Source organism: Bacillus sp. RIT 809 (assembly GCF_016892495.1).
Taxonomy (GTDB): Bacteria; Bacillota; Bacilli; order Bacillales; family Bacillaceae_G; genus Bacillus_A; species Bacillus_A cereus_U.
Genome location: NZ_JAFEMR010000012.1, coordinates 141,787 through 168,595, shown reverse-complemented (window position 1 = coordinate 168,595; position 26,809 = coordinate 141,787). Strand labels below are relative to the sequence as shown.

Here is a 26,809-nt window from a genome sequence, read left to right as displayed (position 1 = left end):
CATCGCTCAATTGCGACTTCCTTATGTTAACATCTTCGTTTTTCGATGTCAACTAAGTTTTTCATTTTCTTTTTTGTCGTTTACTGCGTTTCCGCATCAGCGACGTTTATTAATATATCATGCAGTATATGTAGGGTCAATACTTTTTACAAAAAAATTTCACATCCCGTTAAAAAGCTAAATTAACTATAGAAAAAAATTACTACTCCTCTTTTATAGACATACTTCTTCCACCTAATCTCTTTCTGTATTGCATCTTAAAAGAAAGCACTACTGTTCTTTAATAAGTGATAAATTTAATCATCGCCTTCGTTTTCATAAAATATTCTAAATTGTGTGTTATATTATCCCTATAGGAGTGTGGTGGGAATGGGTATTAAATATTCGAACAAAATTAATAAAATCCGAACCTTTGCATTGAGTTTAGTATTTATCGGTCTCTTCATTGCATACTTAGGTGTCTTTTTTCGCGAAAACATCATTATTATGACAACCTTTATGATGGTTGGTTTTTTAGCTGTCATCGCTAGCACTGTTGTTTACTTTTGGATTGGTATGTTATCTACAAAAACGATACAAATTATTTGTCCAAGCTGCGATAAGCCAACAAAAATGCTTGGTCGTGTCGACGCATGTATGCATTGCAACCAACCTTTAACACTCGATCCGAGTTTAGAAGGAAAAGAATTTAATGAGAAGTACAATAAAAAAAGCTATAAAGGATAACACGTACTTTCACTTTAGTATTTTTTCATCTCCATATAATGAAGAAAGAGGGTGACGATTTCGTCACCCTCTTTCTTCATTATATATTACGCCTTATGACACTCTGGACAAACGCCATAAATTTCTAAGCGATGACTATTAATAACGAAGCCTGTCGTTTTCGCAGCTTCCTCTTCAAGCTGTTCCAAACCTCCATAAGGAAAATCAACAATCTTACCACATTTTTCGCAAATCACATGATAATGTTGACTTGTAACATAATCAAATCTACTTGAAGCATCCCCATAAGTTAATTCCTTTACAAGTCCAACTTCTTTAAACACACGTAAGTTATTATAAACAGTTGCAACACTCATATTTGGAAACTTACCTTCTAATGCTTTATAAATGTCATCCGCTGTTGGGTGCGTCATAGATTCCACAAGGTACTCTAAAATAGCATGACGCTGTGGAGTAATGCGTACACCCGTATTTTTCAGCATTTCTAGCGCTTCTTTTAATTCTTCTTTGACCACCGTCATGCACCCCGATTCTATACGGATTATTATTTTATAATTCTTATAAAGAGTGTACTCTTTTTCTTATAAATCGTCAATATTTCTACTATAAGTATGTGGTTTATTTTTGTATATATCCTTATTCTTATATACCTTCCCCCATTTCCTATACATTTACATAGAAAAAAGTGCGACATAATCGCACTTGGAATACTATCATCTGAGGAGGTATGCCCTACACTTTCACTTTATGTATCGCAAGAAAATATGTATAGACGCATGCCTTACATATATATTTTTTCTCCACATTAATATAGATTATTTTATCCCGCTATTTGCGGGCAGTAAGACTCCCACTTCAAAATTCCGCAAATGCGAAGGAGTTAGGCGGGAGTCGGGCTGCCCGTAAAAGCCCAATTGGTGCGGGCTAATAATCAGTGTAGATAGACACCCCCCACTAATTAAAGTTTCACTTTATATAAGAAAGAACGTCCTCAATATGTCCTTTCACTTTCACTTTACGCCATTCTTTTACAAGTTCACCATCTTTATTGATAAGGAATGTAGAACGCTCGATTCCCATGTACTCTTTTCCAAAGTTCTTTTTCAACTTCCAAACATCGTACAATTCTGCTACTTTATGATCTTCATCTACTAAAAGTACAAATGGAAGCTCATGCTTCTCGATGAATTTCATATGTCTGTTCACCGAATCAGGACTGACACCAAGGATGACCGTGTCCTTCTCTTGGAATAATCCATATGCATCACGAAAATCACACGCTTCAGTTGTACACCCTGGAGTCATATCTTTCGGATAAAAATATAAAACTACATTTTTACCTCGGAAGTCAGCTAAGCGAATTTGTTCTCCGGTACTTCCCTCTAATGTGAATTCCGGTGCTATTTCTCCTACTGTGATCATTGTTATCACTCCTTTTCTTTTCTATTACTATAACAAATGCTACCTTATTTTTCATTGTCCATTACAGTCCTTACCACAAATGCAAACGGTAATGTATATCCAATTAGCGCTTCTCCAATTGCAATCCATCTTCCGATTCCAATCGGAGCTATATCACCATATCCAACGGACAATAAAGTAACCGCGCTAAAATATAAACATATTTCAACGAGCTGAAAGGAATGAGCACTTAACCTATCCCCATCTTCTTTCAAAACTGCAAAACCCATTTCCTCTAGCACAACATAACTTAATCCAAACGCAATCAGTACCGTTGTATAAATTAAAAACAACGTAGCTAAATTGTACAGCGAAAAGAAACGATTGGAATTTGAATATGAACTCCATAATAATTGGACACTTCTCAAAATAGCGATTGCTGCAATTAATAGAATAAATCCCCATAACATGTCCTCCACCTCATTTTATATGTATGAGGACTATAGCTGATTTATCCCTTAGAAACGAACAAGCTTCTATAATTAATTCCCTGCACCACGATATCGTTTAACCCCTTGATTCCAGAGGGTAATTGCAATAGTAAAACAGATAACACCAACAATTGGCGTTGCGAAAGCATAGCTATTCCACTCTGTTTTTCTTAAAAAGTATGCTGCTGGATATACCCCAACAAATGCAAACGGTAAAACAAACGTTAAAACAAAGCGAATAACACGGTTATAAATATCAACAGGGTAGCGTCCATAATTCCCTATGTTATACATAAGCGGCATAATGGAACTTTTCGCATCCGACCAAAAGCCAAGACTTGCAAGCGTAACAAATATCCCGCCGTACACAAGTGCCCCTCCCCCTGCCATAATTAGGAATAAGAAGAAATCATACCAGTAAAAAGATAATTGCAGCTCCATTGCTGCATAACCCATCACAATAATCCCCGTAATAGCTCCAATTAAAGATTCAAGTTCCATTCTTTCTAATATAATTTGAAATAAACTATGAATCGGTCTCGTTAATATACGGTCCATTTCTCCTTTAATAATGTAACGATCATTAAAGTCCCATATATTAAAGAAAGCTGAAAAAATGGCAAACGGTACTAAAAAGAACCCATAGATAAAGATTACTTCTTCTCGACTCCACCCTTTTAGTGCTTGAGTATGCCCAAACACAACGAGAATGAAGATTAAATTAACAGCTTGTAGTGATAAATCTGAAAGTAATCCGACGATAAAATCGCCACGATACTCCAATTTTGTTTTTATATATTGACTTGCATATTGCAAAAATAATTTTATATATATCATCTCGTCATCCCCCTTGTACGATTAGACGTTTTCTCGCCGTTTTCCACATCAGTACAATTGGAATAATAAGTATAATTGCCCAAATCATTTGAAATAATAAAGCTTCATATAACTTACTTCCTTGTATACCTTCAGAGAAAATCATACTCGGAATATAACTAATTGCTTGAAACGGTAAAAACACCATTGCTTTTTGGGCCCATAACGGATAAAAACTAATCGGTAATAATAAACCAGAAAATAAATCGATAACAACACGTTTCGCATACATAATTCCACTATTATTAAATAAGAAGAATGTAAGCATTCCTGTCATTAAATTTATTTGTGTATTAATGATAAAACTAAATATTAAAGATAAGAAGAAATATAACCACGTTTGAAAATTCGTTGTAATTTGTAATGAAAATAATAACGTAACAATAACCATACCCGGAATTGAAAAGAAAGCAAAACGGAATATCCCTTCTCCAAGCCCTTGCATAACTTTCATACCTAAATAGTTATATGGACGAATTAGTTCTACCGCCACACGTCCTTCTTGAATTTCCATCGCAATTTCTCTATCTATGTTATTGAAATAAAAAGCGCGTGCCATCCATGCGATTGCAATATACGTAGTCATTTGCGAAATAGATAAACTTTCAATATTCTCTTTCCCGCTATAAATTGCTTGCCATAAAAAATAATACGCACCAATGTTAATCGTATAAATTAAAATCCCGCTGTAATAATTTGTACGATAAGCAAGCATCATTAAAAAACGAATCCGAATCATTTCAATATACTTACCCATGCATAATACCTTCTTCATAAATGTTACGAATAATTTCCTCTGTAGACACTTCGTTAATTTTCAAATCTTTAATTTGAAAGGCTTGTACTACTTTAGAAATCAACATAGAAATGATAACTTCTTCATTCGGTATTTTTGCAACCCATGCGTTTTCTTCTTTCGCTTTTGACCAAACAACATGACTATCTGGCATAACCATTGATAACTCCTGGTATGAAACTGGGGCAACAAACTGAAAATGTATTTCCTTCTCTACTCCCCACTGCGTACGAAGATTATCTAAAGATCCGTCATACATAATATTTCCTTCATCAAGCATGATGACGCGTTCACATAAAGCTTCAATATCAGTAATATCATGTGTCGTTAATAAAATTGTTGTTTTATAACGTTCATTCATCTCTTTTAAGAATTCTCGTATTTTCAATTTCACAAGAACATCTAGTCCAATTGTTGGTTCATCTAAAAATAATAACGGCGGATTATGAATTAACGCCGCTGCTAATTCACAACGCATTCTTTGACCAAGAGATAATTTCCGGACCGGTTTATCTAATAAAGGACCGATATCTAACGTTTCAATAACATGTTCCATATGTTCCTTATACTGAGCGTCTGATACACCGTACACTTTCTTCAATAAACGAAATGATTCTTGTACAGCAATATCCCACCAAAGCTGCGAACGCTGCCCAAACACAACACCGATTGTTCTTACAAATTCTTCTCTCTGTTTGTGTGGATTCATTCCGTTCACTGTAATTTGTCCTGATGTCGGAGTCAAAATCCCTGTAAGCATTTTAATCGTCGTTGATTTACCAGCACCATTCTCACCAATATAACCAACCATTTCACCTTGCTTTATAGTAAAAGAAACATCATTTACTGCTGGCACTATTTTATAATTACGATTTAATAAATCGCGAAATGCACCCTTTAAGCCCGGACGACTTGAATAAGCTGTAAACTCTTTACGTAACCCTTGTACCTCAATTACCGATTTCATAATCGGACCCCCTTCCTAAATGTCACAACGAATAGTTTACCCAACTGCTCCTTCTATCACAAACAATACGTCTTTTCGAAAAACATGTTAGAATAATACATAGATTTTTGTAAGGAGATGAATTGTAGTGAATTTCACGAAATCAGAAGCATTACATAAAGAAGCGTTAGAACATATCGTTGGTGGTGTTAATAGTCCTTCTCGCTCTTTTAAAGCAGTTGGAGGCGGTTCCCCTGTTGCAATGGAACGCGGGAAAGGTGCTTATTTCTGGGATGTAGATGGAAATAAATATATCGACTATTTAGCAGCATATGGCCCAATTATTACTGGACATGCTCACCCACATGTAACAGAAGCAATTAAAACAGCGGCTGAAAACGGCGTACTATACGGTACTCCAACAGCATTAGAAGTAAAATTCGCAAAAATGTTAAAAGAAGCAATGCCCGCTTTAGATAAAGTCCGCTTCGTAAACTCTGGTACAGAATCCGTTATGACAACCATTCGTGTTGCTCGTGCTTACACTGGCCGCACAAAAATTATGAAATTCGCTGGTTGTTACCACGGTCATTCCGATTTAGTACTTGTAGCAGCTGGCTCTGGTCCTTCTACCCTTGGAATTCCTGATTCAGCTGGCGTGCCACAAAGTATCGCCCAAGAAGTTATTACTGTTCCATTTAATAATGTAGAAACTTTAAAAGAAGCGTTAGATAAATGGGGACATGAAGTAGCAGCTATCCTTGTAGAGCCAATCGTTGGAAACTTCGGTATTGTAGAGCCAAAACCTGGCTTCCTTGAAAAAGTTAATGAACTTGTTCACGAAGCTGGTGCACTAGTAATTTATGATGAAGTTATTACTGCTTTCCGCTTTATGTATGGCGGCGCTCAAGACTTACTTGGCGTAACCCCAGATCTAACAGCACTTGGTAAAGTTATCGGCGGTGGCCTTCCAATTGGTGCTTACGGTGGTAAGAAAGAAATTATGGAACAAGTTGCACCGCTCGGCCCTGCATACCAAGCTGGTACAATGGCCGGGAACCCTGCTTCTATGGCATCAGGTATTGCCTGCCTAGAAGTACTTCAACAAGAAGGCGTATACGAGAAATTAGATGCACTTGGCGCAATGCTTGAAAAAGGAATTTTAGAACAAGCTACAAAACATAACATCGATATTACAGTAAACCGTCTAAAGGGTGCATTAACTGTATACTTCACGACAAATACAATTGAAGATTACGATGCAGCCAAAAATACAGATGGTGAAATGTTCGGTAGATTCTTCAAGCTGATGCTTCAAGAAGGTATTAATTTAGCACCTTCTAAATATGAAGCATGGTTCTTAACGACAGAACATACAAAAGAAGATATTGAATATACAATTGAAGCTGTTGGCAGAGCATTTTCTACCCTAGCGAACAATAAATAATCTCTTCATTCAAAAGGAAAAAAGAAAGCCCATCTTTCTTTTTTCCTTTTTTCTATTTCATAAATCCCTCATTAATAGTATAATTATTCATAATTATCTGTTTTATATTCTTTTATATCCTTACTATCCCTGTATACAAGGCAGTTCACGCCTTAAATAGTAAGATTATTCAAAATTCATTTTCCAGAGGGGGGATTGACGGATGCTCAATAAAAAAAATAAATGGACACCGTCTTTATTTCGGAATTATAAAAATGCAGAACATGATGCGTGTGGAATCGTTTCCGTTATGGAAAAACGAAGAATTCCTACAAAAGAAAACATCGATTTGTGTATACAATCACTAGTCAAAATGAATCATAGAGCTGGTTTCATTAATGGCGAAGGAGATGGCATCGGAATTCATATCGACATGCCAAAAGCACTTTGGAATGAAAAACTAAAAAGTAGCGGATATAATCCAACGATTGTGGATCATCCCCACTTTATCGTTGGACATTTTTTTCTAAACAAAAAAGAAAACATTGCTGAGTTAAAAGATTACATTCGTACGCAACTAAACAATGAAAACTTTACAATTGTTCTCGAAAATGATGATGTAATAAACTCAGATGCACTCGGTCCTCTTGGTAAACAAGAAGAACCTTTATTTTGGCAAATTGCCCTTATCGCCCAAAGTGAAGTTAAAAATATTGAACAAACATTATTTTCTGTAACAATAAAAATCGAAGAAAATGAAGCAATTCATGTTGCCTCATTAAGTCATGAACATGTTGTATATAAAGTTCTGGGCGCTGGTGATACACTCGTTGCTTATTACAATGATTTACAACACCCACTTATCGCTTCAACTATGACACTAGGACATAATCGCTATTCTACTAATACGTTATCTAATTTTTTTCGTGTACAACCATTTAGTATTCTCGGGCATAATGGTGAAATTAACACGATTGCAAAATTACGTGATCAAGCTGACATGATTAATGTACCACTTACTGCCGGGGGCAGTGATTCCCAAGATTTAAACCGCACCTTAGAAACCCTTCTCGTTCAGTATAACTACAGTTTATTTGAAGCAATGGATATATTATTTCCACCAATTATTAATGAAATAAAACTTTACGAAACAAACTTACAAAACTTATACACTTATATACGTGAGGCTTGGGGGCATTTCGCACAAGGTCCAGCTGGCATCATTTCACGTTATAAAGATGAAGCTGTTTTCAGTGTCGATTCCCTTGGATTACGCCCTGTTTGGAAAGTAGAGACAGAGAGCTCCTATATTTTCTCTTCTGAACCTGGAGTTGTATCACCAGCCGAATATGTAGCAGAGCCGAAACCACTCGCTCCTGGCGAAAAGGTTGGATTAAAATGGAATGAACAAGATGAGCTTGTTCTCTATGAATACGATAATTATCAAATTGAAGTATACAACCGTTTTAAGAAACGAATCGATGTTACCAACTATCATGTAAACTTATCTATCCCTGAAACGAAAGAAACTGAGGGATTATGTGATTCTGTTCAAGTTGAAACGAAGCAATACGTCGCTTTCGGCTGGGATCGAGAACATATTCAGCTCCTTGAACAGATGGCAACAAAAGGCGTCGAACCAATTCGGTCACTTGGGCATGACTCACCACTTGCCGCACTTGATACAGATAGACGAAATATTGCTGATTTCATTAAAGAAAGTGTAGCCGTTGTTACCAATCCAGCAATCGATCGTGATCGAGAAGTCGAACACTTCTCCACACGTACTGTACTCGGAGAGCGTCCGAGTTTATTAGATAACTCTAAACAACCATTTGTAATTGAGATGCTCTCACCAATTATTTTAGAAGGGAGTTTAGCTCAATCTATCGCGGCAGACTTACAGACGATTACGTACGAACAACTTATACAGCTATTCATCACTCATAGCTCTGTCTCTACAATTCCTGTTACATTTAGCCCATCAGAAACTTTACAAAGCGCATTAAATCGAATTAGTTCCGAGGCGATAGCAGCCGTTAAAGACGGGGCTTCCCTACTTTTATTAGATGACGCTAAATCTCATCAAAATGAACTGTTATGGATTGATCCACATTTAGTTACTGCTAAAGTACATCAAACATTAACTGAAAATAAATTACGCCGGAAATGCTCTCTCGTTATACGTTCTGGCGCCCTTCGCTCCTTACACGATATCGTCACGCTATACGGATTAGGGGCAGATGGTATTAATCCATATTTATTGTTCGCAACGGTAAATGATGGAACAAAAGCACCAATTACTAATTTGTATACCGCACTTAATAAAGGACTAGAGAAAGTAATTTCAACGATTGGAATTCATGAATTACGCGGTTACGGTCGCCTCTTCTCCTCTATTGGATTACATGAGGAAATCGCAAATATATTACAAATTACAAACTTCTTCGGTTCAAATGATTTAGCTTTTTCACTTGAATCACTTGCTGAAGATGCGAAAATTCGAGCTGATGATTATAACAATCCAAAAGTTAGAATGCGAAAATCATTTCATATATTCCCCCGGATTTGGAAAGCAATTGGTGATGTTGCAAAAGGAAACTCTTATGATGATTACCGCGAAAAGTTAAGTGAATTAGAAGAAAATAACCCTATCGCAATCAGGCACCTTATGCAAACAAAACAAACAAAACATGTAATTCCAACTGAAGAAGTGTCCATCGGCATTCACAATCATGATTTACCATTTATTATTAGTTCTATGTCATTCGGTTCTCAAAATGAAATTGCCTTTCGCGCATATGCAGAAGCTGCCAATCAGTTAAATATGATTAGTTTGAACGGTGAAGGCGGCGAAATTAAAGATATGATTGGTAAATACCCACATACACGCGGACAACAAGTTGCATCTGGCCGATTTGGAGTAAACGCTGAACTACTAAATTCATCAAATTTAATTGAAATAAAAATCGGTCAAGGAGCAAAGCCTGGTGAAGGTGGACATTTGCCTGGTTCAAAAGTGACTGCCAAAATTGCGGAAGCGCGTAATGCTACAATCGGTTCAGATTTAATTTCACCTTCTAACAACCATGATATTTATTCAATTGAAGACTTGGCTCAAATGATTACAGAAATTAAAACGGCTAATCATCTTGCAAAAGTAGCTGTAAAAGTTCCTGTCGTTCCTAACATCGGAACAATTGCTGTCGGTATCGCAAAAGCTGGCGCTGACTTTATTAACATTAGTGGATTTGATGGCGGAACAGGCGCTGCGCGTATTCACGCATTGCAACATGTAGGTCTTCCTGTAGAAATCGGTGTTAAAGCTGCTCACAATGCGTTACTAGAAGCAAATATGAGACATAAAGTAGAAATTTGGGCAGACGGCGGTATTCGAAGTGTCAATGACGCCTTAAAAATCATGCTCCTTGGAGCAAACCGGATCGGATTTGGCACATTATCAATGATTGCAATTGGCTGTACAACTTGCCGTGGTTGTCATCTTGATACGTGCCACGTCGGAATTGCAACACAAATTGAATCTGAAGCTCAAGCGAAAGAACATGGACTGCGCCGTTTCGTTCCACGTGAATTAGCAAGCGCAGTTACAGGGCTATTAAGCCTATTCACTACTTTCGGTACAGAATTGAAACGTTTAACAGGGCAGCTCGGTTACACAAACTTACAAGATATTATCGGACGATCGGATTTATTAGAACAAACTCGAGGCAAGGACTTATTAGACTTACGTAATTTAATACAAACGATAGAAGATTCATCCGTGAAAATAAAGGTATCTGTACAAGAAAAACAATTTGAAACAACAAATTCTCTCCAGTCAAAAGAATTAGTAAGCGTCGGCGTAGAGCAACGCGTAATGGGCGGTCTAGAATCCTGTTATCGTATTCGTAGCAAATTATATGAAAACACTCAACTTGAACCACTTACATTAAAGTATACAAACGGATCTGTTCCCGGAAACGGATTAGGCGCGTACAATAGCGAGAACTTATTTATACACGTAAATGGTGGCGCGCAAGATGGAATTGGAAAAACTTCATTTGGCGGTGGCATTTATATAACGAAAGCAAAAGGAAAAGATGGAACATATTATAACGGTTCTGTCGGAAAAGGATTTGGATACGGCGCTCAAAAAGGTGCATTATACGTACAAGGTAACGCTGATGCTCGTGCTGGCATTCGCCTTTCTGGAGCAGATATGATAATTGGAGGCAGAATTACAAAACCACTTCGCGAAAAAGAACAAGGAAATATCGGAGTATATTCTAATATAAAAGGATTTGCTTTTGAATATATGACAAATGGTCGTGCTCTTGTTTTAGGAGATCCTGGTCCATGGATTTGTGCCGGCATGACTGGTGGTGTTGTTTATTTACGTCATGAGCCAAACTTAGGTTTAACAGAACACGCTTTAAAAAGAAGAATCGCTAAAGGTGCAAATGTAACATTGCAGCCAATTAGTAAACATGGTTTACAAGATGTAAACGAATTATTATTAGACTACATTCGTGTATTAAATGAGCATGAACAATATGAAGAAGTCGCTTTGTTAACACCATTATTAGATGATATCCAGCTTCACTTCTATGAAATTATCCCGAAAAAAGAACAGGCGGATCCATCTATTTCAACCGAATGATATGTATAATATTTATTTTCATAAAAAAATTGACGAAGCGAGCATCGCATAGTAATCTAGAATAACAATTTGAAACCTGCTGAAATTCAGCAGGTTTTTTTATTAAAGAATAGATGTTTAAAGAGAATTTGGAGAAATTATAAATTGATTGTAATTTATTTATTAAACTTTTTAACGTCACTAAAATATCACTTGCTAACATATTGTAATGAATGTATAGTATCATGTTGTACATTCATTATGACAAGAGAAAGGATATCAATAAGGGTATGAAACTTGGTGCTCGCATTTTAAAAACGGGTATTGCCATTACATTAGCTTTATTTGCTTGTATTTTACTTCAATTACCGAGTCCAGTATTTGCGGGAATCTCAGCTATCTTTGCTGTTCAACCGTCTGTATATCGCTCGTATTTAACAGCTCTTGAGCAAATTCAAGCAAACGTAATTGGTGCGGTATTCGCTATCGTATTTGCTACTGCTTTTGGACATAATCCTTTTATTATTGGATTAACGTGTATATTAGTAATTGCTCTTACTTTACAATTACACTTAGAAAAAACAATATCACTCGCTTTAGTAACAGTTATCGCCATTATGGAGTATCAAGGCGAAGATTTCTTTAATTTTGCCTTACTTCGATTCGCGACGATTATGATTGGAATTATTGCGGCTTCGCTTGTAAATTTAGTATTTATGCCGCCAAAATATGAAACAAAACTTTACCATCGCATCGTTGATAATACAGAGGAAATTGTTAAATGGATTCGTATGAACAGTAGGCAAGCTTCTGATTTTACAACGCTAAAAACCGATATTGATCGCATGAAAGAAAAAATGATTAAACTAAATCATTACTATTTGCTGTATAAAGAAGAAAGAAGCTATACGAAAAAAATACAATTCGCGAAAATTCGTAAGCTCGTTTTATTCAGACAAATGTTAGCGACAACAAGCCGTGCTTTAAGCACGTTAAAGTCATTACATCGCACTGAAAATGAACTGCGCTATATGCCAGAAGAGTTTCAGGAATCTATTCAAAACGAACTTGATTCATTAACGCATTATCACGAACAAGTGTTATTAAAATTTATTGGTAAAGCAAAGAAACAACAATCTGTTGAGATGCTTGATGAAGTTGAAACAGGTAAACAAGAATTGATTGATATCTTTATGGATTATCAAAATAAGGACGATGAGGAAGCATATAAAATATGGTTACACCTCTTCCCTCTTATTTCTTCAATTATTAACTACAGTGAGGAAGTAGAGCATTTAGATTTACTTGTGGATAGCTTCTACACATACCATAAACCAGAAAGCGAACTCCAAATCGAAGATAAAAAAGAAGACGAATAAAAAACAGCTCCTTTTACGCTAAAGGAGCTGTTTCTGTTATATGCTGAAGTCGATATAGATTGTAATAAAATCCCCTTTTTTTCATTAACTCTTCATGAGAACCCTTTTCTTTTATTTCACCATCTTCAACATAAATAATTGTATCGACATGCGTGATCGTCGCTAATCGGTGTGCAATGATAATTGTTGTCCGATCTGCAGCTAACGTTTGCAGTGCCTCTTGAATATACCGTTCATTTTCTAAATCTAAAGCGGACGTTGCTTCATCTAATATAAGTAAAGACGGATTCTTTAGAAAAACCCGCGCGATTGCTACACGCTGTCTTTGTCCACCAGATAATTTCACACCACGTTCCCCAACGACAGTATCATAGCCGTCTGGCAACTCTGTAATAAAATTATGAATTTGTGCAGCTTTGGCAGCTGAAATCACTTCCGCCTCTGTAGCTTTCGGATTGCCATATAAAATATTAGCCCCGATTGTATCGCTAAATAATAAATTATCTTGTAGCACAATTCCAATATGACTACGTAAATTTCTCATATTATACTTTCTTACATCTATCCCGTCTATATAAACTGCACCTTCAGAAACATCATAAAAACGCGGAATTAAACTAGCAAGAGATGACTTTCCTCCTCCACTTGCCCCTACAAGCGCAACCTTCTCTCCCGGGCGCATAGTTAATGACAGATTATGCAATATTTCTTTTTCATCCGCATTATAACGAAAAGAAACATTATCAAATGTAACTTCCCCATTTAACCTTTTCGTTTGCACCGCATTTGGCACATTAACAATATCGTATTTTTCATCCAACAATTCAAACACTCGATCCATCGAGGCGAAAGACTGTGTTAATGTTGTAGATGAATTAACAAGGCGACGAAGCGGACTATATAAACTATCCATATATCCAACAAAAGCAACCATAGTACCCAGTGTTAACGATCCTTGAATTACCTCATACGCTGCAAAACCAATAACAAGTAATGGCCCTAAATCCGTTAACGTATTCACTGCCGAAAATGTTCTCGCTGTCCAACTCGTATGAGTTAGTGCTTTCGTTAAAAATTCATTATTTCTCTTTTCAAACTGTCCTCTTTCATACTCTTCTAATGCAAAACTACGTGTCACTTGCATCCCTTGAATACGTTCATGTAAATACCCTTGCATAGTTGCTAACGCTTGTGAGCGCTCTTTCGTCAATTTTCGAAGGCGCCCGAAAAAATATTTCACTGCAACTACATAAATAGGTAAGATTAATAAAGCAACAAAGGTTAATTTTATATTCATAGAAAACATAACGATAATGGCAATAACAATTGTTGCAGTATCTAACCAAACATTCATAAGACCAGTAATTACAAAGTCCTTCGTTTGTTCTACATCATGGATTACACGTGAAATAAGCTCCCCTGTTTTTGTGTTCGAATAATAACGTAAGCTCAATTTTTGCAAGTGCCCAAAAATATATTTTCGTAAATCGTATAGTATTGTATTGGCAATGCGCTGCGCGAAATATTGACGATAATATTCTATCGGCGGCCTTACTACTGCAAAAATAAAAAAAGCAATCCCAATTGCGGTTATTAATTGAGACGTTTTTTCTTGAAGCGATCCCGTGCCTTGAATAACATCATCAATAATATACTTTAATAACCATGGCATAATAAGCGGGATACCAAACTTCACAAGACCAATAATAATTGTAATAGCAATAAGCCATCGATATGGTTTAACAAATTGTAAATATCTTTTTATACCTTGCACATAATCCCCCCTCTAATAGGACAAACCTGCCGGGAAATCCCCTGCAGGTTTGTTTTAATTTCTGTACATTAAATATCTTTCGTACCACATATCTACGAAATCCGGTGCGAATGGACCTTTTCTTTGATGAATCCACTGTGTTAAATGTGCTACATTTCGTTTTAAAATTGTATCAATAACAGGTGGATACTGCATGATTTGGCTATGCTTCTCATACTCATCTTCATCTAAAAGTGTATATGTCATATCCGGATACACTTTAATATCTAAATCGTAATCAATATACTTTAATGCCTCAGAGTCATATGCAAAAGGAGAACTTAAATTACAATAATAATATACTCCTTCTTCCCTTAGCATTCCAATCACATTAAACCAATAATTGGCATGAAAGTAACAAATCGCAGGTTCGCGAGTAATCCATGTTCGGCCATCTGATTCCGTAACTACTGTACGATCATTCGCGCCGATCACAAGACTCTGCGTCCCTTTTAAAATCGTTGTCTCTTCCCACATTCTATGAATGGAGCCATTATGTTTATAACTATGTATTTGTACCTTTTCTCCTTCTTTGGGAAATCCCATATATGCTCCCTTCTTTCAACTGCAAATGCCATTCTTAAGTTATCTTAACTACCCCTTGAACTGCATTCACTTTTTTTCTATTATAACTTTTTTGTCAAAATTTTAAAACTAAAGCGATAGGACACTTGTTTTCATGAGGAATATAATGAAGTTTGTATTATTGAATACCACATCACCAACCCTTTTACTAAAGGAAAATCCTCTATGAATTAGCAATACGTATTTTAGAAGATTAAACGAAGATATAACAAAAAGAAAAGTCCCCTCATCTCTGTTTAAGAAAGGACTTCTCCCTAAAATCAACAACATACCTCACCCTTAATTTTAAATTATTTTTTCGGTTTCAAAAGATTGAATCACATTATTCGTTTGCTGTTCAAATTTTTCATGCAAAAGTTTTAATGCTATTTCTGTTCTGTATATTTCTTGACGGATAAAATGCAATTCTTTTTTATCACACGTATCCCTTCCACTCATTTCAATTTGCTGATACTTCTCTAAATGTGATTGTAACTTTAAAAGCTCATCCATCGTTTCCAACTGCTCTCCTACCAACTTATCAAAATCGTTCATCACTTACCCCCTTTTGATTCATTCGCCAGTTATAATTCCTATTACATATTTCTAATCGTGAACTTCTTTCTCCTTTGACTATATTTGTTGACTTATTAGAAGTTATGTCGTTCCCTTTATTTTCATTACAGTGACACGCACACAAAGAAAACACTTCTCTCGAACGGAGAAGTGTTTTTCCTTCATTACTGATTTGAGCTAGAAGATTGTGATTGTTTTGCAGCTGATTGTGCATTTTGTTTTTTCACTGCATGCACATCTGTTTCAGTTGCAAACTCTGTACCATAACTAGCATTTGCACTTTGAGCACCAGAAGCTTGTGCTTTCTGTGCCTCTGATTGTGCGTTTGCTTGTTTTACTGCTTGTACATTCGTTTCAGTTGCAAACTCTGTACCATAGCTAGCATTTGTACTTTGAATGCTAGCACCAGAAGTTGCCTTATTATAACCTTGTTGTTTTTTACTCATCTTTCTCACCTCCACAATCAATAATGTAACCAATTCGCTTAGAAGTTATCCCTAATTTTCTTTTTAAAAATTCACGTATATATCTCTTATCACTCATTCAAACTACATATGATGGAGGTGGGAATATGTATACTGGGCGTGATATGACTGAGCTAACTATGATTTCCAAAAATGAATGGAAAGAGGATGAATTAGCTTATTTTCATCATTCATTTCAGCAAATTATGCCTTATCTAAATGTAGAGGGACAAACGATTTATAAAGAAGTTGTGAAAGAAATCGAGTCACGGGGCGGATTATAAACGCATGGATTTTTAACCTCAAAATACAAATTTATTTTCAATATAAAAAACGTGTTCCAAAGTTCTGGAACACGTTTTTATTATTTATCCCGCATTAACGGGCAGTAAGACCCCCACTGATTAAAGTTTCACTTTATTGCATTGTAATTTTCTCAACACACTTTTCGTAAATTGTACGATGTGATTTCGAGAAAGGTAACTGTTCGAACGCTTCTTTCGACACAAACTTTAATGTATCCGTTTCGACAATATTACCTGTTACTTTTCCGTAAAATATAAATATATCCCAAGTACGATGTGTAAAAGTATGTTGTACATTCATCGCGTATTCATCAATTGAAACCGAGAGATCAAAGCTCTCCTTCATATAATCCGTAAGCTGTTGTTTCTGATTACGAATACCTTCACCTAGTTCAATATTCGGGAACTCCCACATATTAGCCAGTAATCCCGTACTTGGGCGTTTATTAATTACGTAACGACCATCTTCAGTTTGAAGTACTCCTGCAACGAGCGGTACCATTGTAGGTGCTTTCGCTTTACTTTTCACTGGTAGTTCTTTTTGAACACCTTCAGCATACCCTCTGCAATGTTCACGTACAGGACAAAGTAAACAAGAGGGATTTTTCGGTATACAAATTAATGCCCCTAATTCCATCAAACCTTGGTTAAAATAAGATGGATTTTCTACCGAAATAATTTCACGCACAATCTCTTCAAAAACCTTTCTCGTCTTCGGTTTTGCAATATCATCCCACACTGATAAAATACGAGATAATACGCGCATAACATTTCCATCAACCGCTGGCTCTGGTATGCCATATGCAATGCTTAAAATGGCACCTTTTGTATATGGTCCTACTCCTTTTAATTTTTCAATTTTCTTTACATCGCTCGGTACTGTCCCGCCATATACTTCTTTTACCTCTTTTACTGCCGCGTGTAAATTTCGTGCTCTAGAATAATAACCTAAGCCTTCCCATGCTTTTAATACTTCTTCATCATCGGCAGTTGCTAGCGCTTCAAGCGTAGGAAACTTCCCCATAAAATTTGCGTAATATGGTTTTACAGCCTCTACCCTTGTTTGCTGTAACATAATTTCCGAAACCCAAACACGGTATGGATCTTTATTTTTTCGCCACGGTAAATCACGTTGTTCTTTTTCAAACCAACCAATTAAATCATTTTGAAACTGTTCTATGTTAAACTCATTTAATATTTCAAGTGTCAAACTTGATCCCCCTCATTTTTTTGCATATATGTACTATTATAAAGATTTTAGGAAAAAATTTAAGTAAGATGACATAGGAAATAGAAGGCAAAGGACTTGAGGTATCGAATAAAAAGAGTTACATTAATAAAAAACGGAGGTGGATTTCTATGGACACAGCCACTCACCTTGTTATGGGCGTTACTCTAGGCAGTTTGGCAACATTAGATCCAGCTATAGCACAAAGTGATATTGGGCCACAAGCAGTGATGCTTGCAACAATTGCCGGTTCCAATATTCCTGACATCGATACAGTTTTAAAATTGCGTAATAACGCTAAATATATAAGAAATCATCGCGGGATTACTCATTCCATTCCTGCAGTGATTCTTTGGTCATTCCTTATAAGTGGCATCTCTTTCGCCTTCTTTTCAGACGCTCCCTATCTGCATCTACTACTTTGGTCATTTATTGCCGTCTTTCTTCATGTCTTTGTGGATATTTTCAACGCCTATGGTACACAGGCATTAAGGCCCTTCACAAAAAAATGGGTAGCGCTCGGCATAATTAATACGTTTGATACGGTCATTTTCTTTATCCATATACTCGCTATAGCCTGTATGCTTGTCGGAGCACATAAAGGCTATACTGCTTTAGCAGCGTATATATTAATGTTTGTTTACTACATCGGCCGCATTATGATGCATCGAAATATCAAAAGTGTAGTATACAAACGTTTCAAAAATGTAGAGAAAGTGATTATTTCTCCTTCTTACAAATTTTATCATTATCATTTAGCCGTCGTTACAACTGAACATTACTACGTCGCAAGATGGCACCGCGGTAATATCCTTGTATACGATAAATTTAATCGCGTACCGTTCCCGAATACTGCCATTATGCAAGCTGCTGTGCGAGATGAAAATATATCTGCTTTCTTATCTTTCTCGCCTGTATATCGCTGGGATATTTTCGATTATGATAACTATTATGAAGTTCGATTTATTGATTTGCGGTATCGAAGTAAAGATTATTATCCATTCGTCGCAATCGTCCAGCTCGATCAAAATTTAAATATTATTAATTCATATACAGGATGGATTTTCAGCGAAGAAAAACTTCGAAAGAAACTGGAATTGCTTCCACATTAAAAAAAGCGACCTAAGTCGCTTTTTTTAATGTTTCAAATGATCTTCTTGATTGATTAAATGGCTATACTTCGGATTATTCGTACGCATTTCATGAAGGCGCTCTCCATGATTATTAACCCATGTTCGTACCACTTGTTCAGTCATTTCCTCACCTTGGTAACGACCTGATTTAGCATAAGTTGTTCGGAAGTCTTCCCACAGTAATTCAACCCATGCACGAGCTTGTGCGTAAGAAAGGTTGTCATTCTTATCTAATAATTCTTTCGTTAATGTTTCATAAATATCATTCATGTTCTATTCTCCTTTTACCTATTTATTCCCTTAATTTCTAAAGGATAGTTTCTTCTATTTTGCACATTCTATAAGTGATACTTCTTAAAGAGGTATCGACTGATAATGAGGGGGCGTTCTTAATGGGTAGACAAGCCGAATTTTGGTCTGAGTCAAAAAACAACAGCAAAATCGAAGGTCAACCGAAAGCGAAATCACGCTTCGCTTCGAAAAGACCTAACGGCACAATTAACACGCACCCACAAGAACGTATGCGTGCTGCAAATCAGCAGGAAGAGTAGTCCAAATTAAATTCCTACACGAGGTGATAAAGATGAGCTACCGTGACCATTTAGATCGTCGTTCTGAATTATTTAACCATACGTGGACTCGTCCAAAACATGCGAAGGCGCAAGTTAACGGACAGACGCAACAAACCCAGTCTCTCATTATACTGGCAAACGAATGTAAAAAACGCCAATTTTAGAATCTCCTATCTCCTTTAACGCCTACCAAAGATGAAAACCAGAGAGATTCGCTCTCTGGTTTTTATTTTTCTTGTAGCAAGGAAATTGGTATTCCAATCTCTTCATTATCATTTTGCTTATATCCCCAAGCAAATACCCCATTGAAATACGTAATTTTAAATACCACACCAGGTTCTTCTACTAATTCATATGTCTCACCAATATGGAATTTATTTATATCTATCATATAAGCACGAGCCATAGCCATTTTTCTCATTAATACATCGAATTCATTTACAATTCCAAGTTGCTCAGCCTTTACTGCTTGCTCCTTCAAAACCCCAATTTCTTCCCTTAGCTCATGTGGCGTCATTTCACTGTAGCGTTTTGGCATACCCATCTTATTTCCTCATCCCTCTTCACGTTTCATTTGTAAAAATATATCTATCTCATCAATAGAGAATCCTTTTCGATATAACGCTTGCTTCACCTTATTTTCGAATGTCCAACCATCATACTTCTTATATTTTTCATAATATTTATTCCCATGATAGTGTAACGCTTCTTGTTGCTGTTCGTCATCTTTTTCGTCTTTCAATTCTTCCAAACAAATTTGAATTACCTCTCTAGAATACCCTTTACGAACAAGCATTTCTTCTAATTTTTGTTTCATTTGTAAAAATGAATGCTTTTGATAAGATTTTTTTTTCTTTTCTATAAGAAACAAAGCATTCTCAATTTGCTTCTCCTTTGGATACTCTTGTAAACTATGTGTAATGATTAAATCCTGAACACCTTTACTTAATAGCCCTCTCCTAATAACAGTTGGACCTTTTTGATTCACATTACTTTGCGTTCGCACGTATGAAATCGCGTACTCTTTATCATTAATATATCGATCATGTAATAATTTCGAAATGACTTCAGAGATGATGGCCTGTCCCACTTCTTTTTTTCGTAAGAAATCTTCTATTTCTTGTTTTGTTCTCATTTGATAGGATAAATAGGAAATTGCTTGTAAATATGCTTTTTGTACCTCTTCATTGTACAAAATATTTCCTAACGCTACTTCATCAATTTCTAAGCCTTTTTGTAACCCATGTTTCATTAAGATTGATTGATTGACACTAAACCCGTACTCTTCACCCTGGCCTTTATCAATATAAATATTAAATCGTTCTTTCGATCGTTTTTGCACTTCTATTTTTGTAATGACAGCCATACTCTCACCTCTCTATTATTTTAACATAGTCAAGGAACGTTTTTGCTTTTCAAGAATATATATAATGAGGAGGAAATGATTGTGAAAATCGCAATTTCTGGTGGCTCTGGCTTTATCGGCAAATACCTTTCTAATTTTTTTATTCAAAAGGGGTATACTGTTTACATTCTTACTCGAAAAAAAACTGCTGAAACTCCACATACTAACCTTCAATACGTACAGTGGACACCGGATTTACAGACCTTCCCCCTCTCCTCTATCGATGTAGTTATTAATCTATCTGGAGAGTCTATTAATAGTAGATGGACAAAGAAACAAAAAGAAACAATTTTAAACAGTCGGATTCAAACAACAAAAGGACTCATGAAACAATTACAAGCACTCGCAACAAAACCACACACATTTATTAACGCAAGCGCTATTGGATACTATGGAACATCTGAAACAGAGTCTTTTACTGAGCAACAAGAAACTCCCGGAAATGACTTTTTAGCAGAAACAGTATTTTTATGGGAACAAGAAGCATCTAAAGCACGTTCTCTTGGAATAAGAACAATCTACTCAAGATTTGGAGTCGTATTAGGTGCAGACGGAGGAGCTCTTCCAAAAATGCTACTTCCCTATCAATTATATATTGGGGGGACAATTGGATCTGGAAACCAATGGTTATCATGGATTCATATAGACGATGTCGTTCGCATGATTGATTTCATCATTCACAAAAAAGAAATTGACGGACCTTTTAATATTACAGCGCCAACGCCAATACGGATGAAAGAGTTCGGTGAAATTATTGCCACTATAACTAGGCGACCTCATTGGTTACCTGTTCCTTCATTTGTACTGCGCGCTTTACTCGGTGAGATGAGTATACTTGTATTAGAAGGGCAACATGTATTACCCAATAAAGCGATTGAACATGGATATCGATACACATTTCCTACAGTTAACCATGCATTACAAAATATACTCTTGCATACAATGTAGTACTTCTAAAATAGTTTTACGGGTAGTTTATCTCCTTCAAAACTTCTCACTTTCTAAACTCCGGAGCATTACTACACGAACAACCTTTCAGTTACTTTGTCTTAACTTACACTAAATATTACAAAGTAACAGAAATGAGGTACCTATGAAAACATTGCTCAAACAAGCCATCGTATATCCTATTACCTCTCCAAAATTTCAAGGAGATGTACTGGTTACAGGAGAACGAATCACCGAGGTCAAACCTTATATTAAGCCTACTCAAGATATGACTGTTATAGACGCACGAGCTCTTCATCTTTTACCTGGATTTATTGATGTGCATACTCATCTTGGTCTCTATGACGAAGGCACTGGTTGGGCTGGTAATGATGCAAATGAAACATCTGAAGTTTCAACACCACATATCCGTTCTTTAGACGGGATCCATCCTTTTGATATTGCATTTCAAGACGCTGTACAAAATGGGGTTACGACTGTTCACGTTATGCCCGGAAGCCAAAATATTATCGGCGGTACTACTTGTGTAATAAAAACTGCTGGAACTTGTATTGATCATATGATTATTCAGGAACCCGCTGGTTTAAAAATTGCCTTTGGAGAAAACCCTAAAAAGGTCCATAGCAACGGCACAAAAGAATCAATAACACGTATGGGAATTATGGGGTTACTTCGTGAAACATTCTATGACGCACAACACTACGGGCATGAAGCTGATTTTCGAATGCTCCCTATTTTAAAAGCACTCCGCCGAGAAATACCAGTACGTATCCACGCTCACCGCGCAGATGATATCACTTCAGCTTTACGCTTTGCGACAGAATTCAATCTTGATTTACGTATTGAACATTGTACAGAAGGACACTTTATTGTTGAGGAACTTTCGAAACATAATTTAAAGATTTCAGTTGGGCCGACCCTTACACGACGTTCGAAAATCGAGCTTAAAAACAAAACATGGGATACTTATCATATATTATCGAAAAGTGGCATAGAAGTTTCTATTACAACAGATCACCCTTATACACCCATTCAATATTTAAATGTTTGTGCCGCTATCGCTGTTCGAGAAGGATTAGATGAAAAAACGGCCTTGGAAGGAATAACTATTTTTCCAGCTCGTAATTTACGTTTAGAGAATAGAATTGGAAGCATTGAAGTTGGAAAAGATGCTGATCTCGTGTTATGGACTCACCATCCTTTCCATTATTTAGCCAAGCCTGTACTCACCATGATTGATGGAAAAATAATTTACAAAAAAAATAAAAAAAACTAGTTTATTTTTTTGACTAGATAAAGTATTATACGATTATAAACTGAATGAAACCATAATCAATTTGTGTCGTGATTATCATTTTCAAATTGATGAATGGGGAAGGCAAATGGTGCGCCACCAGCGTTATAAACTGGTTCTAGTGGGTTCGATTCCCACCCCGAAATTTTTTAAAGATTGATATAAAAATTTCGAGGGTGGGTGTTTTTTCGTCATGCTACCCTCGTGTGAGGAGGAGTTAGTGTGTTGAAAAAACGCGACTTACACGACAGCCACGTTCTATACGAGTTAATGGTGGATCCAGCTGTCTTCCCTTTTGTGCGTCAAAAGGCTTATTCTTATGAAGAATATTTATTTTTAACGAAACAAACAATTGAAGCCGAAGAGCGTGGAGAATTAATCTCACGCACAATTTTAGATGAATGGGGTAACCCTATCGGTACAATTACTTTATTTGATGTGCAAGAAAAAGCCGGATTCCTCGGAACCTGGCTTGGCAAACCCTATCATGGCAAAGGATATAATAAATTAGCGAAAGATTCATTTTTTAGCGAACTTTTCTACGAATTAGATATTGAAACGATTTTTATGCGTATTCGTAAAATAAATATCCGGTCTATTAAGGCTGCCGAAAAACTACAATATGTAAATCTAGCAAACGAAACAAGAAAAGCAGTTTATGATGAAATTAACGCGCATGAAGAAGTATATAATTTATATGAAATTCCAAAAGATCAATATACACTTGCAACAATGCGAGATACAACATTCCAAGAAGCACACCAATTAAAAGAAGCATAATCTAAAAATTCAGAAATAATAATTAATCATTACTAATTTGACATATATGTATATCACCCCATGTCTTTGGAAACGATAGATAGTGACTTTAGGACACGAGGTGATTTGTAATGGATAAAAAGAAACGTGATAAAGCAAAAAACACATTATCTAGTACACAAGAAGTTCTCTATCAACGAGAATTTCGAAAAGCAGATCGTGCAGCGGGCTATCGCTCAAAAAGCATTTAAAGTGAAACTGAATAATTAGAAGGTTTCCCCCCTAATTATTCAGTTTCATTACATAAGATTTTCCAATAGATTGACAAAAAAGGTTCCTTATAAATAAGGAATCTTTTTTGTGGACAACTTTATCCACAAAAATCGTAGAATTGTGCATAAATTCCAAAAGTATTTTACGAATTCATCTATTTAAATGAATTCTAAACGTGAGAATTGTGGATAATTTTCTAAAAATTGTGGACTATGTGGATATAGTTGTTAATATTCCGATTTTACTGTCTAATAGAAGCGTAATACCTTGTGGATAAGTTAATAATTCACGTTTACTTTTTTTACAACAATAAAAAAACCCCCTTTAAATGCTTAAAAGAGGGGTTTCATATTAAGTAAAAGATTCGGCAAGAGCTGGTGATTTAATAGGTATATGATTCGGCTCTGCATGATTTTCTGCCAAAATTGTATCCACAATATGACCAGCTGGCTCAGGACGATAAATACTTTTCATTGCTTCTTTCATTTGAAGAAGCCTCATATCATCTTGTAATAACGCCTCTGTTTTTGCAAAAACTTCACTATCATCACGAATGACAACTGCAGCCCCTTTTTTTTCAAAATACAACGCATTTTCATTCTCTTGTCCTGGGACAGGTTTATATAAAATGACAGGTACTTGTAATGCTGCTGCTTCGCTTAATGTAATACCACCTGGCTTCGTAATCATACAAGAAGTAACACGGAACAACTCATCAATGTTTTCAACATAACCAAATACTTTTAAAGCATCAGAACTTTGTTCCTGTAGTTCCATTAAATCCTGCTTTAAAGCTTCGTTTTTCCCACAAACGACAACTACTTGTAAGTTTGGTACTGACATAAATGACTGGCATAGCTCTTTTACACTCCCTAGCACACCATGAGCACCTGCTACAATTAGTAACATCTTTTTATCCTTACATAACTGATATTTATTATATATAATTGCTGGATTTATCTTTAGCTCAAAACTGCTGCGAATCGGAATCCCTGTTTCAACAATTTGCTCTGCAGGTACACCGATATCAACCATCACTTTTTTCACATGATCGGTTGCTACAAAATAACGATCTACTTCTCGATGGATCCATATTTTATGCACACAAAAATCCGTTAATACGTTATAAACAGGAATAGAAATACCTATTTGCTTTTTCAATTCTGGTACAGCGATGATTGGAAAGGTATTAATAACAATATCCGGTTTCTCCACCTGTAATAGCGTCTTCAAACGCTTTCTTCCAAAATTCGCATACCAAGATGCTATTTTTTTATCATAAATTTTCTCTACACCATAATAAAACAAACGATATAATTCTTTTCCTACCGTATAGCTTTTTAAATATAAATATTTTGTAATATCGGTTATAACTGGATGTGATTCTCCAAACAAGTCGCATACAATTACATCTTTGATTCCTTTTTGACGAAAGGTTTGTTCTAATGTTTTCGCTACTTGCACATGACCGTTACCGTAATGTGCAGTTAATATTAAAACCTTGGGGTTTTTTATCAAACAAATCCACTCCTAGCTTTTTGTTTCTCCATATTGCATATACGACAATAGGAAAAACATTTTCCTTAAACATTACATACTCGGATTCCAATATTCCCCTGTTAGCTATGTACCTGTCGTGGATATGCAAAGCATATAAGATTGACCCCTTAATCCTATCTGTGCTCATATCTTTATATTATACTTTTCTATAAGGGCTTTCGCAATAACTTACAAATGTTCTATATTTCATGATACTCACTCTTTTACTTCTTAATTCTTTTTACTATTTTGTTTTCCCTTTACAATTATGTAAATTTCTCCGCCTATCCTTTACAAAAATATGGATATTCTCTCTTCAGTATACTCTTTTCTAAATATATACTCTAGATTTTATTATAAAGTGAAGGCTAATAATCAGTGGGGGTTTACGGGCAGCAGGGCTCCCACAAATAGCGGGGTAAAGAAACAAAAAGCAGTCTAATCCAATATTTGGATTAGACTGCTTTTAAAATATGTTTTGCATGCTCAACATTTTCTTCTGTCGGTGGATTCACATCCGCAAGTGGATACTTATGTCCAAGTGCCTCCCATTTATAAACACCGAGTTTATGATATGGTAACACTTCCACTTTCTTAACATTAGATAGACTTTGAATAAAGTTTGATAATTTTTGCAGATCCTCTTCACCATCGGTAACACCGGGAACCAATACATGTCTTACCCAAATTAGTTTCTTTCTATCCGATAAATAACGAGCAAATTGTAAAATGTGTTCATTTGGTTTCCCTGTTAATTTACGATGTTTCTTTGAATCAATATGCTTCAAATCTAATAAAACTAAATCTGTATAATCCATTAAAATATCTAGCTTATTTTGGAATTCTGGTTCTTCAGAATAACAACCGCCCGAAGAATCAATTGTTGTATGGATACCAGCTTCTTTGCACTTTTTAAACAACTCAATTAAGAAGTCTAGCTGTAATAGTGGCTCTCCACCGCTAACTGTTATACCGCCTCCAGAAGCTTCAATAAATGGAAGGTAACATGTCACATCCTGCATCACTTCTTCAACTGTTATTTCTTTACCTTTACCGATTTCCCACGTATCAGCATTATGACAATATTGACAACGTAATAAACACCCTTGTGTAAATATGACATAACGAATCCCTGGGCCATCAACAGTACCGCAAGACTCTACAGAATGTATTCTTCCTTTTACCATGTTACTTCCTCCTTTATTGAAACAGCCTCCCTCCGCTATATATTAAAAGCGGAGGAACACTTTTTTCAC

At 36.0% G+C, this 26,809-nt stretch carries 28 protein-coding genes; 12 read left to right on the top strand and 16 right to left on the bottom strand.

The annotated features are described in order from the left end of the window. Positions 1-369 precede the first annotated feature (369 nt). On the top strand, positions 370-726 hold the full coding sequence (locus JTF23_RS15010; RefSeq protein ID WP_002159371.1) for a YgzB family protein: 357 nt from the start codon (positions 370-372) through the stop codon (positions 724-726). An 86-nt stretch (positions 727-812) separates the two neighbouring features. Here the strand turns inward: JTF23_RS15010 and perR are convergent, their stop codons facing one another. The 6 genes from perR to JTF23_RS14980 form a co-directional block, all read right to left on the bottom strand. Further along, a complete protein-coding gene (gene perR, locus JTF23_RS15005; protein WP_000237831.1) occupies positions 813-1,241 on the bottom strand; it encodes a peroxide-responsive transcriptional repressor PerR in 429 nt (142 codons plus the stop codon). A 451-nt stretch (positions 1,242-1,692) separates the two neighbouring features. Continuing rightward, on the bottom strand, positions 1,693-2,148 hold the full coding sequence (bcp, locus tag JTF23_RS15000; RefSeq protein ID WP_002010353.1) for a thioredoxin-dependent thiol peroxidase: 456 nt from the start codon (positions 2,146-2,148) through the stop codon (positions 1,693-1,695). Positions 2,149-2,192: 44 nt separating this feature from the next. Beyond that, positions 2,193-2,597 carry a potassium channel family protein gene (locus JTF23_RS14995; protein WP_002091112.1) on the bottom strand — a complete coding sequence of 135 codons (405 nt, stop codon included), beginning with the start codon at positions 2,595-2,597 and terminating at the stop codon, positions 2,193-2,195. A gap of 72 nt (positions 2,598-2,669) precedes the next feature. Beyond that, positions 2,670-3,455, bottom strand: a complete 786-nt coding sequence (locus tag JTF23_RS14990; protein WP_002159372.1) for an ABC transporter permease — start codon at positions 3,453-3,455, stop codon at positions 2,670-2,672. A 4-nt stretch (positions 3,456-3,459) separates the two neighbouring features. Further along, complete coding sequence (locus JTF23_RS14985; protein ID WP_002113871.1) at positions 3,460-4,251, bottom strand: ABC transporter permease; 792 nt, start codon at positions 4,249-4,251, stop codon at positions 3,460-3,462. Next, the gene (locus JTF23_RS14980; protein WP_002113870.1) at positions 4,244-5,257 is read right to left on the bottom strand and encodes an ABC transporter ATP-binding protein; all 1,014 of its coding nucleotides are present in this window, start codon (positions 5,255-5,257) and stop codon (positions 4,244-4,246) included. The genes JTF23_RS14985 and JTF23_RS14980 overlap by 8 nt, the downstream gene beginning before the upstream one ends. A gap of 127 nt (positions 5,258-5,384) precedes the next feature. Here JTF23_RS14980 and hemL point away from each other — a divergent pair, with 127 nt between their 5' ends. From hemL to JTF23_RS14965, 3 genes are all read left to right on the top strand, one after another. Continuing rightward, positions 5,385-6,683, top strand: a complete 1,299-nt coding sequence (gene hemL, locus JTF23_RS14975; RefSeq protein WP_002159373.1) for a glutamate-1-semialdehyde-2,1-aminomutase — start codon at positions 5,385-5,387, stop codon at positions 6,681-6,683. A 202-nt stretch (positions 6,684-6,885) separates the two neighbouring features. Beyond that, positions 6,886-11,322, top strand: coding sequence for a glutamate synthase-related protein (locus JTF23_RS14970; RefSeq protein WP_204209095.1), 4,437 nt, complete (start codon positions 6,886-6,888; stop codon positions 11,320-11,322). A 269-nt stretch (positions 11,323-11,591) separates the two neighbouring features. After that, positions 11,592-12,680, top strand: a complete 1,089-nt coding sequence (locus tag JTF23_RS14965) for an aromatic acid exporter family protein (RefSeq protein ID WP_002159375.1) — start codon at positions 11,592-11,594, stop codon at positions 12,678-12,680. 13 nt (positions 12,681-12,693) lie between these two features. Here JTF23_RS14965 and JTF23_RS14960 read toward each other — a convergent pair whose 3' ends face one another. From JTF23_RS14960 to JTF23_RS14945, 4 genes are all read right to left on the bottom strand, one after another. Continuing rightward, complete coding sequence (locus JTF23_RS14960) at positions 12,694-14,454, bottom strand: ABC transporter ATP-binding protein (protein WP_204209094.1); 1,761 nt, start codon at positions 14,452-14,454, stop codon at positions 12,694-12,696. A gap of 54 nt (positions 14,455-14,508) precedes the next feature. Continuing rightward, a complete protein-coding gene (gene ntdP, locus JTF23_RS14955) occupies positions 14,509-15,039 on the bottom strand; it encodes a nucleoside tri-diphosphate phosphatase (protein ID WP_000506627.1) in 531 nt (176 codons plus the stop codon). 324 nt (positions 15,040-15,363) lie between these two features. After that, a complete protein-coding gene (locus JTF23_RS14950; RefSeq protein ID WP_002091121.1) occupies positions 15,364-15,612 on the bottom strand; it encodes a YgaB family protein in 249 nt (82 codons plus the stop codon). A gap of 185 nt (positions 15,613-15,797) precedes the next feature. Further along, positions 15,798-16,079: a gamma-type small acid-soluble spore protein gene (locus JTF23_RS14945; RefSeq protein WP_002151730.1), complete on the bottom strand. Its 282-nt coding sequence runs from the start codon at positions 16,077-16,079 to the stop codon at positions 15,798-15,800. A 125-nt stretch (positions 16,080-16,204) separates the two neighbouring features. Between JTF23_RS14945 and JTF23_RS14940 the strand changes: the two genes are divergently transcribed. Then, positions 16,205-16,381: a hypothetical protein gene (locus tag JTF23_RS14940; protein WP_002091123.1), complete on the top strand. Its 177-nt coding sequence runs from the start codon at positions 16,205-16,207 to the stop codon at positions 16,379-16,381. Positions 16,382-16,514: 133 nt separating this feature from the next. Here JTF23_RS14940 and mutY read toward each other — a convergent pair whose 3' ends face one another. Then, entirely contained in the window at positions 16,515-17,612 is a 1,098-nt protein-coding gene (mutY, locus tag JTF23_RS14935) for an A/G-specific adenine glycosylase (RefSeq protein ID WP_002159378.1), read from the bottom strand. A gap of 149 nt (positions 17,613-17,761) precedes the next feature. Between mutY and JTF23_RS14930 the strand changes: the two genes are divergently transcribed. Beyond that, a complete protein-coding gene (locus JTF23_RS14930) occupies positions 17,762-18,742 on the top strand; it encodes a metal-dependent hydrolase (protein WP_204209093.1) in 981 nt (326 codons plus the stop codon). Positions 18,743-18,766: 24 nt separating this feature from the next. Here the strand turns inward: JTF23_RS14930 and JTF23_RS14925 are convergent, their stop codons facing one another. After that, a complete protein-coding gene (locus JTF23_RS14925) occupies positions 18,767-19,033 on the bottom strand; it encodes a YfhJ family protein (protein ID WP_002159380.1) in 267 nt (88 codons plus the stop codon). A gap of 122 nt (positions 19,034-19,155) precedes the next feature. Here JTF23_RS14925 and JTF23_RS14920 point away from each other — a divergent pair, with 122 nt between their 5' ends. Continuing rightward, on the top strand, positions 19,156-19,314 hold the full coding sequence (locus JTF23_RS14920; protein ID WP_002113845.1) for a small, acid-soluble spore protein K: 159 nt from the start codon (positions 19,156-19,158) through the stop codon (positions 19,312-19,314). A 32-nt stretch (positions 19,315-19,346) separates the two neighbouring features. Further along, positions 19,347-19,499 carry a YpzG family protein gene (locus tag JTF23_RS14915; RefSeq protein ID WP_002010325.1) on the top strand — a complete coding sequence of 51 codons (153 nt, stop codon included), beginning with the start codon at positions 19,347-19,349 and terminating at the stop codon, positions 19,497-19,499. Positions 19,500-19,561: 62 nt separating this feature from the next. Here the strand turns inward: JTF23_RS14915 and JTF23_RS14910 are convergent, their stop codons facing one another. Next, the gene (locus JTF23_RS14910; protein ID WP_002113842.1) at positions 19,562-19,879 is read right to left on the bottom strand and encodes a YfhH family protein; all 318 of its coding nucleotides are present in this window, start codon (positions 19,877-19,879) and stop codon (positions 19,562-19,564) included. Positions 19,880-19,888: 9 nt separating this feature from the next. Further along, positions 19,889-20,701 carry a recombination regulator RecX gene (recX, locus tag JTF23_RS14905; protein ID WP_002113830.1) on the bottom strand — a complete coding sequence of 271 codons (813 nt, stop codon included), beginning with the start codon at positions 20,699-20,701 and terminating at the stop codon, positions 19,889-19,891. 81 nt (positions 20,702-20,782) lie between these two features. Between recX and JTF23_RS14900 the strand changes: the two genes are divergently transcribed. The 4 genes from JTF23_RS14900 (at position 20,783) to JTF23_RS14885 (ending at position 23,992) form a co-directional block, all read left to right on the top strand. Continuing rightward, positions 20,783-21,688 carry a TIGR01777 family oxidoreductase gene (locus JTF23_RS14900; RefSeq protein WP_204209092.1) on the top strand — a complete coding sequence of 302 codons (906 nt, stop codon included), beginning with the start codon at positions 20,783-20,785 and terminating at the stop codon, positions 21,686-21,688. Between the two features lie 145 nt (positions 21,689-21,833). After that, positions 21,834-22,964: an amidohydrolase gene (locus tag JTF23_RS14895; RefSeq protein ID WP_002113826.1), complete on the top strand. Its 1,131-nt coding sequence runs from the start codon at positions 21,834-21,836 to the stop codon at positions 22,962-22,964. 240 nt (positions 22,965-23,204) lie between these two features. Then, a complete protein-coding gene (locus tag JTF23_RS14890) occupies positions 23,205-23,762 on the top strand; it encodes a GNAT family N-acetyltransferase (RefSeq protein WP_002091129.1) in 558 nt (185 codons plus the stop codon). A 110-nt stretch (positions 23,763-23,872) separates the two neighbouring features. Beyond that, the gene (locus JTF23_RS14885) at positions 23,873-23,992 is read left to right on the top strand and encodes a YfhE family protein (RefSeq protein WP_000358484.1); all 120 of its coding nucleotides are present in this window, start codon (positions 23,873-23,875) and stop codon (positions 23,990-23,992) included. A 373-nt stretch (positions 23,993-24,365) separates the two neighbouring features. Here JTF23_RS14885 and JTF23_RS14880 read toward each other — a convergent pair whose 3' ends face one another. Both JTF23_RS14880 and pflA read right to left on the bottom strand, forming a co-directional pair. Further along, positions 24,366-25,532, bottom strand: coding sequence for a diglucosyl diacylglycerol synthase (locus tag JTF23_RS14880; protein ID WP_204209091.1), 1,167 nt, complete (start codon positions 25,530-25,532; stop codon positions 24,366-24,368). 476 nt (positions 25,533-26,008) lie between these two features. After that, complete coding sequence (gene pflA, locus JTF23_RS14875; RefSeq protein ID WP_002159384.1) at positions 26,009-26,740, bottom strand: pyruvate formate-lyase-activating protein; 732 nt, start codon at positions 26,738-26,740, stop codon at positions 26,009-26,011. Between the last annotated feature and the right edge of the window lie 69 nt (positions 26,741-26,809).